Origin of the sequence: Sporosarcina sp. P16b (assembly GCF_002743065.1) — a bacterium.
GTDB lineage: Bacteria > Bacillota > Bacilli > Bacillales_A > Planococcaceae > Sporosarcina.
Window position 1 is genome coordinate 328,984 of record NZ_PDYO01000001.1, and the last position, 18,773, is coordinate 347,756.

Annotated in this window: 19 protein-coding genes and 1 riboswitch; of the genes, 18 read left to right on the plus strand and 1 reads right to left on the minus strand. The window is 40.3% G+C overall.

The window, feature by feature from the left end; all coding sequences use genetic code 11:
- Positions 1-9: 9 nt before the first annotated feature.
- The 7 genes from resB (at position 10) to CSV77_RS01670 (ending at position 8,207) form a co-directional block, all read left to right on the plus strand.
- Positions 10-1,668 carry a cytochrome c biogenesis protein ResB gene (resB, locus tag CSV77_RS01640; protein WP_099672042.1) on the plus strand — a complete coding sequence of 553 codons (1,659 nt, stop codon included), beginning with the start codon at positions 10-12 and terminating at the stop codon, positions 1,666-1,668.
- Complete coding sequence (gene ccsB / locus CSV77_RS01645) at positions 1,659-2,843, plus strand: c-type cytochrome biogenesis protein CcsB (protein ID WP_099631537.1); 1,185 nt, start codon at positions 1,659-1,661, stop codon at positions 2,841-2,843. Before resB ends, ccsB begins: the two co-directional genes overlap by 10 nt.
- Positions 2,844-2,947: 104 nt before the next feature.
- Positions 2,948-3,667 carry a response regulator transcription factor gene (locus CSV77_RS01650; protein ID WP_085133365.1) on the plus strand — a complete coding sequence of 240 codons (720 nt, stop codon included), beginning with the start codon at positions 2,948-2,950 and terminating at the stop codon, positions 3,665-3,667.
- Positions 3,664-5,454, plus strand: a complete 1,791-nt coding sequence (locus CSV77_RS01655) for an ATP-binding protein (RefSeq protein ID WP_099672043.1) — start codon at positions 3,664-3,666, stop codon at positions 5,452-5,454. The genes CSV77_RS01650 and CSV77_RS01655 overlap by 4 nt, the downstream gene beginning before the upstream one ends.
- Positions 5,455-5,499: 45 nt before the next feature.
- Positions 5,500-6,027 carry an RNA polymerase sigma factor SigX gene (locus CSV77_RS01660; protein ID WP_099636006.1) on the plus strand — a complete coding sequence of 176 codons (528 nt, stop codon included), beginning with the start codon at positions 5,500-5,502 and terminating at the stop codon, positions 6,025-6,027.
- 1 nt (position 6,028) lies between these two features.
- The gene (locus CSV77_RS01665) at positions 6,029-7,228 is read left to right on the plus strand and encodes a hypothetical protein (protein ID WP_099672044.1); all 1,200 of its coding nucleotides are present in this window, start codon (positions 6,029-6,031) and stop codon (positions 7,226-7,228) included.
- Between the two features lie 72 nt (positions 7,229-7,300).
- Positions 7,301-7,435, plus strand: a riboswitch (FMN riboswitch).
- A 190-nt stretch (positions 7,436-7,625) separates the two neighbouring features.
- The gene (locus CSV77_RS01670) at positions 7,626-8,207 is read left to right on the plus strand and encodes an ECF transporter S component (RefSeq protein WP_099672045.1); all 582 of its coding nucleotides are present in this window, start codon (positions 7,626-7,628) and stop codon (positions 8,205-8,207) included.
- 372 nt (positions 8,208-8,579) lie between these two features.
- Here the strand turns inward: CSV77_RS01670 and CSV77_RS01675 are convergent, their stop codons facing one another.
- Positions 8,580-8,837 carry a ferredoxin gene (locus tag CSV77_RS01675; RefSeq protein ID WP_099631542.1) on the minus strand — a complete coding sequence of 86 codons (258 nt, stop codon included), beginning with the start codon at positions 8,835-8,837 and terminating at the stop codon, positions 8,580-8,582.
- A gap of 113 nt (positions 8,838-8,950) precedes the next feature.
- On the opposite strand from CSV77_RS01675, the gene CSV77_RS01680 reads away from it, so the two are divergent.
- The 11 genes from CSV77_RS01680 (at position 8,951) to CSV77_RS01730 (ending at position 18,740) form a co-directional block, all read left to right on the plus strand.
- Positions 8,951-9,979 (plus strand): YpbB family protein, encoded by a 1,029-nt coding sequence (locus CSV77_RS01680; RefSeq protein WP_099672046.1) that lies wholly within the window; start codon positions 8,951-8,953, stop codon positions 9,977-9,979.
- Complete coding sequence (locus CSV77_RS01685) at positions 9,979-11,418, plus strand: RecQ family ATP-dependent DNA helicase (RefSeq protein ID WP_158231998.1); 1,440 nt, start codon at positions 9,979-9,981, stop codon at positions 11,416-11,418. The genes CSV77_RS01680 and CSV77_RS01685 overlap by 1 nt, the downstream gene beginning before the upstream one ends.
- A 148-nt stretch (positions 11,419-11,566) precedes the next feature.
- Complete coding sequence (locus CSV77_RS01690) at positions 11,567-11,872, plus strand: hypothetical protein (protein ID WP_099631545.1); 306 nt, start codon at positions 11,567-11,569, stop codon at positions 11,870-11,872.
- A gap of 107 nt (positions 11,873-11,979) precedes the next feature.
- A complete protein-coding gene (locus tag CSV77_RS01695; protein WP_099672048.1) occupies positions 11,980-12,744 on the plus strand; it encodes a metallophosphoesterase in 765 nt (254 codons plus the stop codon).
- A 28-nt stretch (positions 12,745-12,772) separates the two neighbouring features.
- Complete coding sequence (locus tag CSV77_RS01700) at positions 12,773-13,735, plus strand: YpdA family putative bacillithiol disulfide reductase (RefSeq protein ID WP_099672049.1); 963 nt, start codon at positions 12,773-12,775, stop codon at positions 13,733-13,735.
- Positions 13,736-13,815: 80 nt separating this feature from the next.
- On the plus strand, positions 13,816-14,496 hold the full coding sequence (gene prsW / locus CSV77_RS01705; protein WP_099672050.1) for a glutamic-type intramembrane protease PrsW: 681 nt from the start codon (positions 13,816-13,818) through the stop codon (positions 14,494-14,496).
- A 98-nt stretch (positions 14,497-14,594) separates the two neighbouring features.
- Positions 14,595-15,392 carry a spore cortex-lytic enzyme gene (gene sleB / locus CSV77_RS01710; protein ID WP_099672051.1) on the plus strand — a complete coding sequence of 266 codons (798 nt, stop codon included), beginning with the start codon at positions 14,595-14,597 and terminating at the stop codon, positions 15,390-15,392.
- Between the two features lie 22 nt (positions 15,393-15,414).
- Positions 15,415-16,698, plus strand: coding sequence for a PepSY1/2 domain-containing protein (locus CSV77_RS01715; RefSeq protein WP_099672052.1), 1,284 nt, complete (start codon positions 15,415-15,417; stop codon positions 16,696-16,698).
- A 65-nt stretch (positions 16,699-16,763) separates the two neighbouring features.
- The gene (locus tag CSV77_RS01720) at positions 16,764-17,405 is read left to right on the plus strand and encodes a flagellar brake protein (RefSeq protein ID WP_158231999.1); all 642 of its coding nucleotides are present in this window, start codon (positions 16,764-16,766) and stop codon (positions 17,403-17,405) included.
- Positions 17,406-17,481: 76 nt separating this feature from the next.
- The gene (gene cmk, locus CSV77_RS01725; RefSeq protein WP_099672053.1) at positions 17,482-18,159 is read left to right on the plus strand and encodes a (d)CMP kinase; all 678 of its coding nucleotides are present in this window, start codon (positions 17,482-17,484) and stop codon (positions 18,157-18,159) included.
- Positions 18,156-18,740 carry a lysophospholipid acyltransferase family protein gene (locus tag CSV77_RS01730; RefSeq protein WP_099672054.1) on the plus strand — a complete coding sequence of 195 codons (585 nt, stop codon included), beginning with the start codon at positions 18,156-18,158 and terminating at the stop codon, positions 18,738-18,740. Before cmk ends, CSV77_RS01730 begins: the two co-directional genes overlap by 4 nt.
- Positions 18,741-18,773 lie beyond the last annotated feature (33 nt).

The following is an 18,773-nucleotide window of genomic DNA, read 5'->3' on the forward strand; positions in this document are numbered from 1 at the left end:
TGTTACTCAATGAGCAAAATCAAATGCCAATGCGGGCATGAAAATCCTTATGGTACAGAGCTTTGTGAGAAGTGTGGTCGTCCCTTATCTGAAAAAGCAAAGAAAAGTGATATTGTAGATATGCGCTACGAGGGATCTTCTAGAAGATCCCAAACCTATAAGAGTTCCATTATCGATAAAATTTGGAACTTCTTCTCCAGTGTGAAGATTGGTGTCAGTATTATTGCAGCGGTATTAATCGCGTCAGCAATTGGAACCATCTTTCCGCAGAAGTTCTATGTACCTGCCACTACGCCGGAAGGCTATTTGGAATACTATGAGCGTCTGTATGGTACGGTAGGAAAGCTTTATTATGAGCTAGGATTTTATGATATGTATAATAGCTGGTGGTTTAAAGTACTAGTCGGTATGCTTGCAACGTCTATTATCATCGCAAGTATTGACCGTGTGGTTCCGCTTTATAAATCACTTAAAAAGCAACGTACACGGCGTCATCCTTCCTTTATGAAGCGTCAGCGGATTTTCGGAGAAGGCGATGTCCGAAATACGAAAGAATCACTTGCAAAAGCAGAAGAGAAACTACAAGCAATGCGTTACAATGTGAAAAGAGAAAATGGTGCGATTTTAGCTGAAAAAAATCGTTTTTCACGCTGGGGCCCATATGTTAACCACGTCGGATTAATTATTTTCATTTCTGGTGTTTTGCTTAGAGGAATTCCGGGCTTTTATGTTGACGAAGCGATGTGGCTTCGTGAAGGAGAAACACGTAATATCGTTGGAGCACCGGGTTATGTACTTGAAAATAAAAAGTTCACGTTAGAGAATTATACAAAAGAAGAAGCAGCGGAAGTCTTCGGTGAGGCGTTGGAGAAAAACGGTATGATTGCTAAATCGTATACAACAGATGTTACGTTGTATAAACAAGATGAGGGAGCACTACCTGGTAGTGAAAGCCTTAAAAAAGTGAAAGATTACGCTATCAATGTAAACAAACCATTGAAGTTTGATGGATACAATGTTTTCCAGATGGATTATAAACTGGACGAGCTTAAAAACATGACATTTCATTTGGTGAATAAATCTTCTGAAGAATCTCTGGGAGAATTCACGGTAAATTTAAGTGATCCGGCGAAAGTATATGATCTTGGAAATGGATCTACTGTCAATATGCTAGGTTTTTATCCGGATTATGATGGAATTAAAGACGGGGAACCCTATTCAAAGTCACCTGTTCCAAATAATCCAGCATTCATTTTTCAAATGAACACACCGGATAAGCCAGAAGGTGAAAAGAGTTTCGTTGCAATTCGTCAAACGCTAGAAGTAGAAGAGAACGACTATGCGATTAAGTTTGCAGCTGCAGAGACTCGAAACATTTCCGGTTTAACAATTCGCAAAGATAAAACTTTATATATCCTCTTACTCGGTGGTCTAGTATTTATGATTGGTGTTATTCAAGGTATGTACTGGCAACACCGTAGAGTATGGATCCAAGAAGATACAGAAGGACATCTATTGATTGCTGCACATACGAACAAAAACTGGTTCTCATTGCGTAAAGAGCTGGATACATTACGAGAAACAGCAGACTTGCCTGCTTATATAGATCGTCAGGATCCTGAGTTGGACAAGCCGGAACAGGAAGGGTACGAGGAAATATGGACTTAGTTACCATTAGTAGTAACTTATTATTTGTTTCATTTGTTGCTTATTTAGTAGCGACGCTCTTTTTTGGGGGCGCTATAAAAAAGTCGAAATCAGAAAAAGCTTATCATAATAGTAAGTGGGGAACGATCGGTTTAGTTATTACTATCATCGGGTTCCTTTCTCACTTGGGCTATTTCTTTACAAGATGGGCTGCATCAGGTCATGCACCACTTAGTAATATGTTCGAGTTTACAACTGCGTTCGGCATGATGCTCGTAGGGGCATTCATCATGTTATATATTATTTACCGAACACCATCACTTGGATTATTTGCGTTGCCAGTTGCGATTATTATTATTTCATATGCAACGATGTTCCCAACGGAAGTCACCCCACTAATTCCCGCACTTCAAAGTAAATGGTTGTTCATTCACGTAATTACGACGGTTATTGGTGAATCGATCCTGGCGATCAGTGCGATAGCGGGTCTTGTATTCTTAGTGAAGAATATCGATATGACAAAAAAATCTAAATCACGCTTTTGGATAGAAGCGGTTATGTATACGTTAGTTCTAGTTCTTGGTTTTGTTGTATCTTCAACGACTTTCAACGTCATGAACTATGAAGCAGAATTCACGTATATAGATAAAGATGAGGCACCAGCGGAAATTACGTATCACATACCTCCATTATTCGGAATGAATGAGTATGAAGCTATGACACCGGAGAAAATGACACCTTGGGTTGAATTGCCTCCGATTATCAATGCACAAAAACTGTCTTCTCTTGTTTGGTCTATAGCTGTAGGGTCAGTGCTTTATGTATTATTACGCCTAATTGCACGCAAGCCTCTTGCCGCGGTATTCCAACCGTTAGCGAAGAAGGCGAATTCTCAACTGATGGATGAAATTGGCTATCGTGCTGTATTGATTGGTTTTCCAGTCTTTACGCTCGGTGCGTTGATATTCGCCATGATTTGGGCACATGAAGCCTGGTCACGATTCTGGGGTTGGGATCCGAAAGAAGTGTGGGCACTCATTACATGGTTGTTCTATGCTGCATTCCTTCACTTGCGTTTATCAAAAGGTTGGGAAGGTAAAAAGTCTGCATGGCTTGCTGTCATCGGATTTGTTATCATCATGTTTAACTTAATTGCTGTAAATTTAATTATTGCAGGTTTACACTCATACGCATAATCTTCGACTGCATGACTTTCATTGTCATGCAGTCTTTTTATTTCTTTTTATAGGTCAGTAATTGTACAATGGTGTTAGAAGGTTGTCGAAAGGGGTAATGAATTGTGGAAGAAACTGTGAAGCTCTTAGTGGTGGATGACGAGGATCGCATTCGTCGCCTGTTGAATATGTATTTATCTAGGGAAGGTTATGAAATTGAAGAAGCGGTCGATGGAGCCGATGCTTTAGAAAAAGTGTTTGCTGGACAATACGATTGTATACTGCTCGACGTGATGATGCCTGAGAAAGATGGCATGGAAGTATTAGCTGAACTGCGTGAAAATAAAATTATGACACCTGTTATTTTATTGACAGCAAAAGGTGAAGAAGCAGACCGTGTAAGCGGGTTTGAAAGCGGTGCAGATGATTACATCGTGAAACCATTCAGCCCAAGAGAAGTAGTCTTACGCGTAAAAGCTATGCTCAGACGTTCAGTTGCATTTCCGAATGTATCGTCTAACACAACATCGAAAGACTTAGTCGTCTTCCCGCAGCTGACGATCGATCATGACGCTCACCGTGTCACAGCTGAAGGTAAAGAAGTTAATTTAACACCGAAAGAATATGAGTTATTATATTTCCTAGCGAAATCACCGGACAAAGTATTCGATCGTGAACAATTACTAAAAGAAGTATGGCATTACGAATTCTTTGGAGATTTGCGTACAGTGGATACGCATGTCAAACGGCTACGTGAAAAATTGAGCCGTGTTTCAGAAAGGGCAGCGAAAATGATTGTCACCGTTTGGGGTGTCGGATATAAGTTCGAGGTTCCAAACGAATGATGAGAATATGGAATTCAATTGTCGGGAAGCTATGGGCCACCATATTGCTTCTCGTTTCCTTTGTCTTGTTTATCGTGACACTGTTCCTACTCGAGTTTCTAGATAATTTCCATACAAAACAAGCAGAAGAATCTTTGCAAAGGGAAGCAGCCACCATCAGTAAAATTGTCAATGATCAGAGCGGACAAACGGCCGATTCCATGCACCAAATTATAGAGGATATTCTCGACATGGAGACGAATGCCATTGTAGTGGATCAACAAGGTGATATTTTGTATTCATTTCATACGTCCTCAAGTAAAGAGGAGATTGAAGATAAATTGCTGTCCGAAAGCAGTTTATATGAGTTACCGGAACTTGGGAAGCAAAAAATGAAAGAAATGATATTGCCTTCATTGACTGAGCAAGACGTCATGGAGCAATTTTTGATTCTATCCTATCCATTCGAACAAGCTAGCGGTGAGCAAGCGAGTGTACTCATGTATCAAAGCCTCGATGCCGTGCACCGTACGACGAAAAGTACAACCAATATTGTCTTCCTCTCCGCATTCATCGCGTTTATTTTGACTACATTCTTTGCATTTTTCTTATCTACGCGGATTACCTTGCCATTGCGTAAGATGAAACAAGCGGCGTTTGAGTTGTCTAAAGGAAATTTCGATACACATTTACCTGTTGCGCAAAAAGACGAAATTGGTCAGTTAGCAACTGCATTCAATCAGATGGGACGTCAACTAAAATATAATATTGAATTGATTAAGCAGGAGAAAGAACAGCTTTCTAGCATTCTTACATCTATGACAGATGCAGTCGTGACGTTTAATCAAGATTATTCAATTCTTTTGAAAAACCCGCAAGCTGAGTTACTGTTGAAGAAATGGTATGGTTACAATCAGAAAAGTCATCATCCATTGCCTAAAGATGTTTTCCATATGCTTGAGCATGCCATTTCATTCGCAGAGGAAGTGGAAGACGAGTTGGAATTGGGCGGACAGTTTTATGTGATCTCTATTAGCCCTTTATACAGTGAAAATAGTATCCGGGGAGCGGTGGCAGTATTTCGTGATATGACGGAACAACATAAACTGGATAAATTACGTTCGGATTTCATCGCTAACGTATCGCATGAATTACGAACACCCATTTCGATGTTGCAAGGATATAGTGAAGCCATCATAGATGATGTAGTGAGCAGTGAAGAAGAACGTATGGAAATGGTCCAGATTATTCATGATGAATCCAAGCGTATGAGCCGCCTCGTCACGGATTTGTTGAATTTAGCAAGAATGGAGTCAGGCTATATTCAATTGAATAAAAGCCCCCTATCAATTGTGGAGTTTTTAGAACGTATAGTGACAAAGTTCTCACAAGTGGCAAAAGACGCGAAAGTGGACTTGTCTTTGAAAACAGATGAGTTGAATACCCTAATAATAACGGCTGATGAAGATCGTCTGGAGCAAGTATTCACTAATTTGATCGACAATGCCATTCGTCATACTCCGGACGGTGGAGCCGTGACGCTATCCGTCTACCGGTCTACCGGAATGCTTGATATAACAGTAGCTGATACAGGTGTCGGTATTCCTGAAAAAGATTTGCCATTTGTTTTTGAGCGTTTCTATAAGGCGGATAAAGCTAGAACAAGAGGAAAAGGCGGTACAGGACTTGGTTTGGCAATCGCAAAAAATATTATGGAAGCCCATAACGGTTCGATTTTAGCGACACGTGGAGATGAAAAAGGAACCATCTTTATTTGTTCACTACCATTTGAAGCATTAAACACATGAAACTTCTCTTAGATTGAAACGACTACTATAGAGCGAGGGGATTGAATGGATGACTCCGTTTTTCAACGATTATATGAAGACTATAACCGTGACGTATTCAACTTCCTCACTTATTTGACTCGCAATCGGGAGGTAGCGGAAGATTTGATGCACGAGGTATATGTGCGTGTTCTCAAATCATACGGCCGTTTTGAAGGGAAGAGTTCTGAGAAAACTTGGTTATTTGCGATTGCGAAAAATGTCTCCATCGACTTTTTCCGAAAACAATCGACCAGCATGAAACATACAAATATTCATTTCAATTGGGAAACAGAGCAATTAATTTCAATAGACCACTCGCCCGAACATTTAGTGGAAGCGGGCGAAGAGCAGAAACAAGTGCTTGAAGCGTTACACACATGTACGGGTGATCAGAAAATGGTCATCCTTATGCGGTTCTTCCAGGATCTATCGATTGCTGAAACGGCTGAGGTTTTAAGCTGGACCGAAAGCAAAGTGAAAACAACACAACATCGGGCAATCAAAGCATTAAAGGCGAAATTGGAAGCAGGTTCGGTCAGGGAGGATAGATGACATGAGCAGAGATAAATGGAATGAAGACAATCTCGAGAAACGTTTACGTGACATGCCGGTCGTGAAAGATCAGCGTTCTAAAGATGAGATTATGCAGCGGTTAAAAAGTGATTCAAGACTCTCTGGAGCGAATCAGCCTATAAAAAAGCCTTTCAAACCTAAATGGTCTTCACTTATTGCAATTGTTGCAGCGATTTTATTGCTCACCATCATCCTGCCGGTATTCATTCAACAGAATAATGAAGTATCACTGGATAAAGCAACGACGGAAGATTCAGCTGATGCTATTAAGATGGAGAGTAATGAAGAAATGCAATCGAGCGAAGCAAGTGATGCATCTGTGTTTACAAGACAGGTCACAGCACCACTGTCGTACGCGGCCTATCCTGCTAATGTCGTGGATCACACAGCGTTTCATATTGGCCTTGTCACCGATCAGGCGACCGTTGTTCCAGTTACGTTCCTACTACCGAATGAAAGCTTGCATGAACGCTTAGGAGGCTCTTCGGATGCAGTGACACTTTATAACGAGTATGCAAATAAAATAGATGAAGAGGCGCTTGGATTTATAGAATATCATCCTTATAAAGCGATCATTTCTTCACATGGTCATCAAGTTCAAATGAAGTTTGCCACAGATCATACTTATGACGTGTCGAGTGCGACACTTGAGATGTTAAATTTGTCTCTACTAGATACGTTTCAAGGATATGATGAAATCGTGTGGCTACAAGAAGATGCTTCTGCAATTACATTGGATCAAGTAGGTCAAGTAGAGGAACCGATCACTTTGTTAGGTACGGTTTCGCATCAAGCATACTATCGATACATGAAGTCAGATGGGGAAGTAGTACTGTCCACTAATTTCGGCAAAACTTCCCTTACGGTAGAGCAAGCATTGATTGACATGAAAAAGTCACCGAATGATATGTATTCGACTGTGGTCCCTGAAGGAATTGACTTCACGGTTAAAGTAGAAAAAGATATGGTTAACGTGAAATTCACTGAAGTACTTGATTTAGAAAAGATGCAACAAGAAGAAGCGCTGCAATTAATAGAAGGCATCTTGATGACAGCGGCAAGTTTCGATAACTACGTAAAATTCGAACGAGTCGTACAAGAACAATGGATGAGATTTGATTTCACTCAGCCATTGGAAAAACCCATTGGTGTAAATCCAAAGTATTTAATTAACGAATAATTCTGTTTTGTAAACTTGTGAAGTTTACAAAACAGTTTTTTTGCGTTATAATAGGTTCATAACTAAATATTGATTCATCTTCGGGGCAGGGTGTAATTCCCGACCGGCGGAAATGAAGTAGAATACTACTTTTAGCCCGCGAGCTTAACAGCTGATTCTGGTGAGATTCCGGAGCCGACAGTATAGTCTGGATGGGAGAAGGTGAAGGTGCAGCCATCTTTTTGTGTACGCAAAAGTGGTGCTTGTTACCTGACGGATAAGTTTGTGTGATTTATCTGTTCTTAACAGTGCATTTTATTCTCCCTAAAGCATAATTTGCTTTAGGGATTTTTAGCGGAACAATGGATGAGCCAGCCTTTCCTCTTTTGAAGTGAATCGCAAAAGGAGAGAGGAACAAATGAATAATAAGAAGTTACGTAAGCTAATTTTGGTGGCTATTTTGGGAAGTATTTCAACTGTGTTAATGCAGTTCAACTTTCCAATCCCGGCAATGCCTGGATTTTTGAAGATCGATTTCAGTGAGATTCCTGCTGTACTGGCTATCATGACAATGGGACCTGTTGCAGGTATAGGCGTAGAGTTATTGAAAAACGTCATGCATTGGTTCTTATCAGGAAGTCCAACAGGCGTACCGGTAGGGGAAGTCGCAAACTTTGTGACAGGTGTATTATTTATTATGCCAATCTACTGGATCTTTATGAAGTATCGTTCAGCTAAAGGTCTTGCATCAGGTTTGATCGCAGGTACAGTAGCGATGGCAGTAGGTATGAGCATATTAAATTACTTAGTGTTCTTGCCGATGTACACATATTTCCTAGGTATGCCAGCAGTTACAGGAGATTCGCTGTATCAGATAATCGTATTGGGGATCTTACCGTTCAACTTAATCAAAGGCGTAATGCTATTAGTCATCACGTTGATGTTATATAGAAGCATGGAGAAGTGGATTAATCAGCAACAAAAGAAATTATCGTTCTAAACAAATAAACGCCAGTCATCCTGAATATACGGGAGGCTGGCGTTTTTACTGTAAATAGAGGATTGGCAAGTGAGTACGAAGGAGTGAAAGCGCCACCTGAAGACGCTTTCCGAAAGAGCAAGCTGGGGTCGACCGAGTTTTTTGACCGAAACTTACGTTTGTAGTGGATGGACATAGTGCACTCACTTTCTACGGTGGGTTACGCATTGTGCTCTTTGAACGTATTTCAGTGAAAATCCCGATCCCAACATCTCGTCAGTTTATTCTATATACGGGAATTTGTTATGCACTCGCTAACTAGTGGCGGCTATATTTTATTCAACAAGTAAAAAACAACACTTCCATATGGGAGGAAGTGTTGTGAGGACTGAATCAATCTTCATATTTTAATGGATCGCCTTCGAAGGCTTCATCCGCAATTTTAATTGAATCTGTAGGGCAGCCATCGTATGCATCCTCGAGATCCTCCATCAGTTCTTCTGGAACTTCAGTGTTTCCCATGTTATCATCTAAAATAACAAATGCAATTCCCTCATCGTCATAATCATAGATATCCGGCGCAGCAGCTCCGCAGGCCCCGCAGGCTATACACGTATCCTGATCGACAATCGTAAACTTTTTGCTAGACATTTGTCTTTCTCCCTTCTTCCATTCACTCAACCTATTTTGTATCTACTCTATTCTAAAGCTGTTTTCATCACTTTTCAACAAAAATACGCAATTTCTTCAAGGAGGGCGCGCAAATGAGTTTGGATTCAATCTTATTAACGATCTTTCAACGCCTCCATGGTGAACGTTCAGCGCAAGGTGTCTATCATATACTTCGCGGAAAACGGTCAGGGCAGACGTTACAAGACGTTGAATATTATCAAGTTAAATCATACTATGCATTGTTGCCACAATTGACGGCAAGCGAATTCCAGCAAGCGTTAGAGCGAATGCAGGCTGACGGACTGATCTTAATAAATGAACTCGTCTATGTGACAGCAAAAGGTCAGATGGCGACGGGTAGTGAAATGTGGCGATTTAATGGCTGGAATTACCGAGGACGTGAAAGAGAGTTCGGAAGACGGTTGGCCTTGCTAGTACAGACGTTGTCCAATTTACGCAGCGGTGAGACGATGTTCATGCCAATTCAAAAGGAGTTGCCTACCCAGCAATTTATCAAAGGACTTTTACGTAATCAATCAAATAGCATGACTAATCTATCCACATCATTGCGAAAAGAATTGGAACACGCGCTAATTCATTCCTCATTATCAGATTTGCAACGTACGATAGTGACTAGTCGATTGACGGGATACGGGCTTACTGCGTCTACTTGGGAACAGCTGGCGGCTAGTCTAAACGTATCGGCTAAGACTATACAACTTTACTATTTAGAAGCATTACATATCTTGCTCGATTTCCTACTCCAGCAACCGAACATGCCTTTGCTGACAGAATTAGCAGCGGACTGCAGAGTGGACACATATTTGACACAATCTGCTGAACGGACACGGAAACTATTCGAGCGAGGCTATTCGCTGGAGCAAATTGCCTCACTACGAAATTTGAAATTGAGTACTATAGAGGATCATTTCATTGAATTAGCGGCCAATATGGATAACTTTCCATATGAAGAATTTGTAACGAAAGAACAAATGGTTACGGTTTGGCGTCATGTTGAACAGTTGCAGACTAAACGATTGCGTTTGTTGAAACAGCAATGCCCGGAATTGTCGTATTTTCAACTGCGATTAATCATCATCATGGAAAGGAGAGAGAGCTGATGGAACTTCAGAAAGTATTGCATCAAAAGTTTGGTTATGAATCATTTCGACCTGGCCAACAAGAAGTGATTACGGAGTTATTGGCTGGACGAGATACTGTGGCAATTTTTCCAACGGGTATGGGGAAGTCACTTTGCTATCAATTACCCGCCTATATGCTTGATGGAATAGTGATCATCATCTCTCCGCTCGTTGCGTTGATGGAAGATCAAGTGGCCAATTTGAGAAAACATAAAGAAAAACGTGTGGTCGCTATCAATTCATTTTTATCTAGGAAGGAAAAGGAGTTGGCGCTCTCTACTATGGCGCAGTATAAGTTCATTTTCTTATCGCCTGAAATGATGATGCAACAACATGTCCGACAGCTAGTTCAACAACTGCAAATTGCTTTTTTTGTAGTAGATGAAGCTCATTGTATTTCGGAGTGGGGGTTTGACTTTCGGCCAGACTATTTACGGCTAAAAGAACTGTTCTCATTCACAGAAAGAGCACCTGTATTGGCATTAACTGCTACTGCGAATAAAAAGGTAGTAGAAGACATCATCACTTACTTACGCTTAAGAAATCCTCACATACAACGACAGCCGATGGATCGTCCTGCTATATCCTATCGTATTGTGCATGTGGATAATGAATCGGCAAAGACTGAGTGGATTAGTGAAAGACTAGCTACGACGATTGGGCCTGGCGTTATTTATGTGGCGTCACGAAAACGTGCGGATGAACTTTCGGCCATAATTCGAGAGAGAGGAATCCCAACAGCAAGTTATCATGGCGGCAAAGAACAGGATGAACGATCCATTATTCAAGAACAATTTATACAAGGTGAGCTCGAGTGGATTTGTGCTACCAATGCATTTGGTATGGGAATTCATAAAGATGATATCCGGCAAGTTATTCATGAACATCTACCTGCTACGCCAAGCGCATACATTCAAGAAGTAGGACGTGCAGGACGTGACGGGGATAAAGCCGCAGTCACTCTTTTGTATAGTGAGCGTGATAGTCAGAAAGTAAAGTTCATAGTTTATGAGGATCTGCCAGATGAACAGCAAATCTTGTATTATCATTCTTTACTGCAATCGGGTACGGGGAGTCAATTGGCTGCCGAGCAAGCTGGACTATCGGAAATAGCTAGTCGTTTACTTGATTATTATTTGGAACAATATGATGTGGAAAATGTTATTCGACAAATCCAACAAATATATCAAGTGAAAGAGAAGCAAATTGCGGAAATGGAGAGCTATGTAAAAAGTGATAGTTGTTTGCGTGAAAAATTGGTACAATTTTTCGGTGAAAATATTTTTCCGGCAGAAAAAGATTGCTGTTCAAACTGTCAAAATCTTGATGATGACTGGCTGATTAAGTCAGAAGCATCAACTAAACAAGAAACTGAAACGTTACAATGGCATGAACGTCTGCACCAGTTATTAGGTTGAAGCAGGCTGTGTGTATTTACATTCTAGACAAAATTCGGCATAATAGAAGAAGATGAGTTTGTGAACGGACGTACTTTTCACGGATGAATAAAGGAATTGCATCATATAATAGCAACAGACATTATGCGGTGTGAAGGAGAAATTAGATATGTTAAACGATCAGTATAAAGTGGATTTTGAACAGCAGCGAAAAGAGATTAAAGAAAAAGTGACTGTCGATAAACTTCCTTCCCGTGCAGAAGTACATGGAAAGAAGAAAGAAGAAAAATATGGCCGTGTGAAAGTCATCAATATTTTTCTGGCGATTTTCACTTTAATACCTATTATTATACTACTCTATGTATTATCGGATCTTTATTCTCCTGATGTTCCAGATCAAGTACCTGTTGAAAAAGTCGAGTTGTCGGTTGGGTTTTATCCGTCTGCAACACATTTCATACATGCCGTTTCCTAAGCGCAGAACAATAGTGGGGATTTTCTTGAAATCTTGCTATACTACTAATGAAAATTACTACACAAAAGCAAAGTAGACGCTTTGCTTTTTTCTATGGGAGTTGACTAATGAAAAAAGTTCGAATAGCGGGATTATCAGTTCTAATATCAGCGATGACTATGCTGACTTATATGTACGCCTTGGCCCATCGGAATCGTGTGCTTACCCATACATTATATAGTACATCGACCCCAACTAATAAATTGAACGTGTTCTTTATTTCAGATATCCATAAACGCAGTATTCCAAAGCGACTGATAGATGATTTGCGTACGCGTTCTATTGACGCAGTTATCGTAGGTGGGGATGTGGCGGAAGGGGGCGTGCCGATTGAGCGAATTGAACGCAATATGCAATTACTCGCTTCAATAGGACCGATTTTTTATATTTTTGGAAATAATGACCAAGAAGTAGGCACAGAAAATATACTACGTGTGATGAAACAAGTTGGTGGCAAAGTGTTGATCAACAGTACTACATCGATACCGAACCATCCAGCTTTCGGCATATGTGGATTGCAAGATCCGAATAACGGGAAAGTAGAGATCGATAAGGCGGTGGATTCTGCAAGCGGTTATGATCACCTGATCCTAGCTGTACATAATCCATCTTTTGTCCGAAAGTTTGAAGAGAATCGACAACCGGATTTATCTGTTGCCGGCCATACACATGGAGGCCAGATTAGACTTGGACCTTTTGGGATGCAAGACCTGGGTTGCTTCGAGACGGTGGGAAACCGCGCGAAATTAATTAGTAACGGCTATGGAACAACAATGGTGCCGTTGCGTTTCGGTGCGAAACCTGAATGTCATGTAGTGGAAGTTCATTACTAGAACGCAAGAAATTAGGAGAGTAGATGTCATGAATTCTGTAGATGCAGTAATTGTCGGGGGCGGTCCATGTGGCTTGTCAGCGGCAATTGAATTGCAAAATATCGGTTTGTCGGTAGTAGTGATCGAAAAAGGAAATATCGTGCATTCGATTTATAATTATCCGACCCACCAAACCTTTTTTAGTTCCAGCATGAAATTATCGATAGGCAAGACGCCATTCATTACAGCTGTAGATAAACCAAAACGTAATGATGCACTCGTGTATTATAGAACCGTTGCACAAATCGAAAACTTGCGGATCAACAGTCATGAGCGAGTGGAAGATATAAATAAGCAGCATGATAAATTTATCGTGACGACGAATAAAGCGGTCTATGATGCGCGATATGTCGTGGTGGCAACAGGTTATTATGATCAACCTAATCGTTTACATGTCGAAGGAGAGAATTTGCCTACTGTCTATCACTACTTCAAAGAAGCGCATCCGTACTTCAATAAAAAAGTGACGGTCATTGGCGGGAAAAATTCTGCCGTTGACGCAGCACTGGAATTACAACGTGCAGGTGCGCATGTAACTGTTGTTTATCGAAACGAAACGTATTCGAAAAGTGTAAAACCATGGATACTTCCTGGTTTTGATAGTTTGGTCCGTAATGGTCAAATCGATATGCATTTTAACGCATATGTAACGAAAATCACTGAAAAACATGTCACCGTTCATAAACAAGGTACCCTATTTAATCTTGAAAGTGACTATGTCTTTGCGATGATCGGCTATCATCCCGATCATGCATTTTTACGTAAAATAGGAATTGAAGTAAATGAACAATCTGGACGGCCTGTTTTCAATGAAGAGTCGATGGAAACAAATATTGATAATTTATTCATTGCGGGTGTTATTGCAGCGGGGAATAATGCCAATGAAATTTTTATCGAAAATGGACGATTCCATGGTGGAATGATTGCACAGTATATTGCACAAAATATGTGAATGGATAAGTCGCTTACCTTACAGGTCAGGCGGCTTTTCTCATATATGATGTGATATACTAGCGACATGAGGAGGCGCCTATGTTTATTTTACTGACAGTCGCAATAGCGCCGGCGCTGGCACTTTTTAGTTATTTGTATTTACGTAAGCAAATTGCTAAAGAGCCATCCAAAACGCTATTCCATGCATTCATTTACGGTGCAATCATGACATTTCCTATTTTGTTTATCCAGCATGTATTTGAAGAAGAGAATGTATTTACTAATGAATTTTTCCGCAATGTCATATTTACGAGCAGTTTAGAGGAATTTTTTAAATGGATTATTATTTTTATTCTCGTATATAAAACCATTGAGTTTGAAGATGCCTATGATGGAATTTTATATGGTGCGAGTGTCTCACTTGGATTCGCTACAGTAGAAAATATTTTATATTTACTATCTTTCGGTTTGGATACAGCATTTCTGCGTGCATTACTGCCTGTTTCAAGTCACGCATTATTTGGAGTCGTCATGGGCTATTATTTTGGTAAAGCTAAGTTTTCTGCTATGTCAGAAAAAGCAAAATGGATAGCTATTGCATGTTTGGCGCCATTGCTGCTTCATATACTGTACAATTCCATTTTATTCACGAATGATTATTGGCTGTATTTAATGATCCCATTTATGCTATTCCTATGGTGGTTTGGGCTGACACGAGTGAAGTACGCGCATACTTTTGCGATGCAACAATTCAGAAAACGAAATCAATCAAACTTTTAAGAAATCCATCTGAGTTCTTCAGATGGATTTTTTGCCTTATAAAATACTCGAAATTGGACAAACTACGAGGAAGCACAATTTTATGGAGGTGGATGTCTATGAAGCGAATTACAAAACGCTTCCTATTTTTATTACTGGCAGGCATCATGATGTTTTCTTTCTTTGCGAGTCATAGTGAAGCGTTCAGTGGACGTGATTTGGCAAAAGGCGCAAAAGGAGATGACGTCATTGAATTGCAAGCAAGACTTCAATATATCGGTTTCTATCATGGGGATATTGATGGTAATTTCGGTTTTGGGACTTACTGGGCATTACGTAATTTTCAAGAACAATACGGTTTACCACTAGACGGGATTGCCGGTAAAAGTACCCAGAAAAAATTGCGAGGAATTACAGATTACGATGAAAAGTATGTAAAAGGACAGATTGCGAAAGGAAACCAATTTACCTATTACGGCGGTCAGTCACTAGAATCCCAAGTGAAAAAGGGAAGTGCCCCACACAAGAAGTCGCAAACCCAAATGCAAGCACCGCCTAAATATACTGATCAAGATATTAATTTATTAGCCAATGCAGTGTATGGTGAAGCTCGTGGCGAACCATACGAAGGACAAGTAGCGGTAGCGGCAGTTATTTTAAACCGTGTCGAACATCCAGATTTTCCCGATTCAATTGGTGGTGTCATCTTTCAACCAGGAGCGTTTACTGCAGTTGCGGATGGACAGATTTGGTTGACACCGAATCAGCGTGCGAAAGAAGCGGTTATCGATGCAATCAACGGTTGGGATCCTTCTGAAAATGCAATTTACTATTTCAATCCAATCACAGCTACTAGTAAATGGATTTGGTCAAGGCCACAAATTAAGAAAATCGGTTTACACATATTTTGTGACTAATAGAAAGGAGACCTAGCTTATTATGAAACGAATGATTTTCATTCTGACCTATTCATTTATTGTATTGGGAATATATACGTTTGGAACGGTACGTGAAAATGAAGAATTATCAATCGCGTTGAATGGCCAGTATTCCAAAAGTATGACAGATGCTTCACAAAAGCTTGGTGAATTGGAAGAAGCGGTAAACAAGTCATTGCTTTTTGAGGATCAAAAAAGTTCAGCAAAGGAAAGAGAAGATATTTGGCGTTTATCTTCAGATATTAAGTCATCCATTTCCGCACTACCTGTAGATGAAAGTTTCTCTACTTCCTGGATGAATTATTTAGGAAGGCTAGGAAATTTCGCAAAGGAATCTACAGAGAATGGCGACCCTGACAAATACTACGGCGTGATGCAACGCGCTTCAGAAAATCTGGATGAACTAACGAGTGAATGGCAGTTGGCGACGAAGGATATGTTTTCAAGTAAAATGTCGATTAGTAACTGGGAAAAAAAGTTGCGTGACTCACCTGATGGTAAGGCGAATTGGTCGAAAATGGGAGAGTCTGTCATGGGATATACAGAAGCGGTATTCCCTTTAACGGCTAGTGAGTCTGATGCCCAGAAGAAAAAAGAGTTGCGTGATATTAAAGAAAAGAAAATTAGCGAGGACGAGGCAATTCAGAAATTCAAAAAGCTTCTGCCGACTGTTTCAAATGATATCATTGCGGCGGAAAGAAGTAGAAAAGGTGCCCCATATCCATTTTATCATATCCGTTATGCAGAAAATTCATCAATCGGTTATATAGATATCACTGAAAAAGGTGGGCATGTTCTGTCATATCTCATGGAGCGGCGCATGGGTAAGCCTACAGTATCGTATGAAGAGTTAGAGAAGTTGGCTAATGAGTTTTTAAAGAAGGCTGATTATACGGATCTGGTTTTGGAAGAGGCTAGAGAGAATGATAACGCATGGCATTTTGTTTTCGTTCGGGTATATCCTGAAAATGAAGCCAAAGTATTCTCTGATCCAATTCATATTAAATTAGCGAAAGACAACGGCGAAGTGATCGGTTTGGATGCATCGGAATACATTCGTAAAGAGCAACCGAAACCACAGCCTATTCGTACAGCGGAGTGGCACACGTTCTTCAGACCAGATGTTACCGTAATGGCTCAGGAGCTTGCCTACGTAGAAAATAGTCAAATGGAGCAACGCCTTGCGCATTATTTAACAGTCGTTTCAGGAAAAGAGAACCTGGAGACATATAAGATTCTCGTTGACACGGAGACATTAGAAGTGATTACGACGGAAAAACAATAAAAAAGATTGGAAAAATTTACTCCACATGACATAATGAAAGAATAGGACGAATGGCAGGTGGAGAAATGAGACTAAGTATCGGGACAGTATTAACGTTAGAGAAAGATTATACGGAGGAATCGGAAAAATTCAAATGTCGTGTAGTGGATATTGAAGATGACGAGCACTTCATGATGGATTACCCTATCAATATAATGACGGGTAAAACAGCGTTCTTCATAGATGGTACGCAGCTTCTCGTGACATTTGTAGATGAGTATAAGATGTCTTATGCCTTTCGTACGGAAGTGCATAGCCGGGTCAATCAAACGATACCTATGCTTAAACTGAAATATCCCGGTGATAAGCAATTGATTAAAATCCAAAGAAGAGAATTTGTTCGTGTTGACACGTCATTGGACGTGGCATTACAGGCAGACTCCTCAACGTTGCAATTGGTGTCATTGGATATTAGCGCTGGCGGATTGGCAGTCAATATGAAAAACCATGATTATTTCCCGCGAAATACTGAAGTGAAATTATTGATCGTTTTGTATTTCTCGAAAACAGAAATCAAATATGTGTCATGTAAAGCAAGAGTAGTACGAAACTGGGAAAGTGAGAAGCGTAGATTGAGCTCTTTCACGTTTGATGAAATAGACGATAAAGATCGACAACACATTATCCGCTATTGCTTTGAACGACAATTAGAATTACGAAATAGCTAAAGGAAAAGTCTGCCGAGAGCAGACTTTTCCTTTTTGCTTATGGTACAATAAAGGCGTAAATGGAGGGGTTTTCATCATGACAGCTGGAATGAGAATTGCAATTGATGGTCCTGCCGCGGCAGGTAAAAGTACAATTGCTAAATTAGTAGCCAAAAAATTAGGATATACGTATATCGATACAGGAGCCATGTATCGTGCCATTACTTACAAAGTACTTCAAAACAACATAGATCCACATAATGAGGAAGATATTTCAAAGTTGATCGCCCAAACGGAAATCGAATTACAACCGGACGAACATGTGCAAAAAGTGTTGCTCGATGGTATTGAAGTAACCGATGCGATCCGTTCACACGAAGTGACGACAAATGTTTCAGCGATAGCGGCGTTGACAACTGTCCGTGAACTCTTGGTAGCTAAACAACAGAGTCTTGCAGCAGAATCCTCCGTTGTAATGGATGGTAGAGATATTGGTACTGCCGTTTTGCCTGAAGCTGAAGTAAAAATCTTCATGACAGCTTCTGTAGAAGAGCGTGCACAGCGTCGTTTACTAGAAGAACAAAAGCGTGGAATGAAATCGGATTATGAAACGTTGAAAAAAGAAATTAGCGAGAGAGATCAAGCAGATAGCGAACGTGAAATTTCTCCATTAAAAAAAGCAGAAGATGCGATTACAATTGATACAACAGGGAAGACAATAGAAGAAGTGACAAATAGTATTGTCGAATATGCCGAAAAGAGGTTGGCTCAATGAATTTATATCCACTTGGCAAATTTTTGATTAGTACTGTTTGCTTTCCACTTTATCGAATCAAAGTAATCGGAAAAGAAAACTTTCCTAAAGAGGGTGGAGTGCTTTTATGCACGAATCATATCGATAATCTAGATCCCCCTATAGTCGGAATTACAAGTCCAAGAACGGTTCATTTTATGGCCAAAGAAGAGCTGTTTGATATGCCGATTCTTAAAACTGTGTTACCAAAAGTACAGGCATATCCTGTAAAGCGCGGTATGAGTGACCGAGAAGCATTCCGTAAAACCATTAAACTCTTACGTGAAGACAAAGTAGTAGGCTTATTCCCTGAAGGAACTAGAAGCAAAACGGGGGAGATTGGAAAAGGTTTGGCAGGTGCAGGGTTCTTTGCGTTAAAAGGTGGGAATGCTAAAGTCGTCCCTTGCGCAATCATCGGTCCGTATAAAGCCTTTTCGCAACTGAAAGTCGTGTACGGGGAAGCTATGGATATGACACCTTATCGTGAAAGAAAAGCATCTGCCGAAGAGGTAACGGAAGCAATTATGGCAGAGATATCCAAGTTGATTGAACAGTATAAATAAAAGAATAAGTGCAATTTTTTGTTTTTAAGTCTC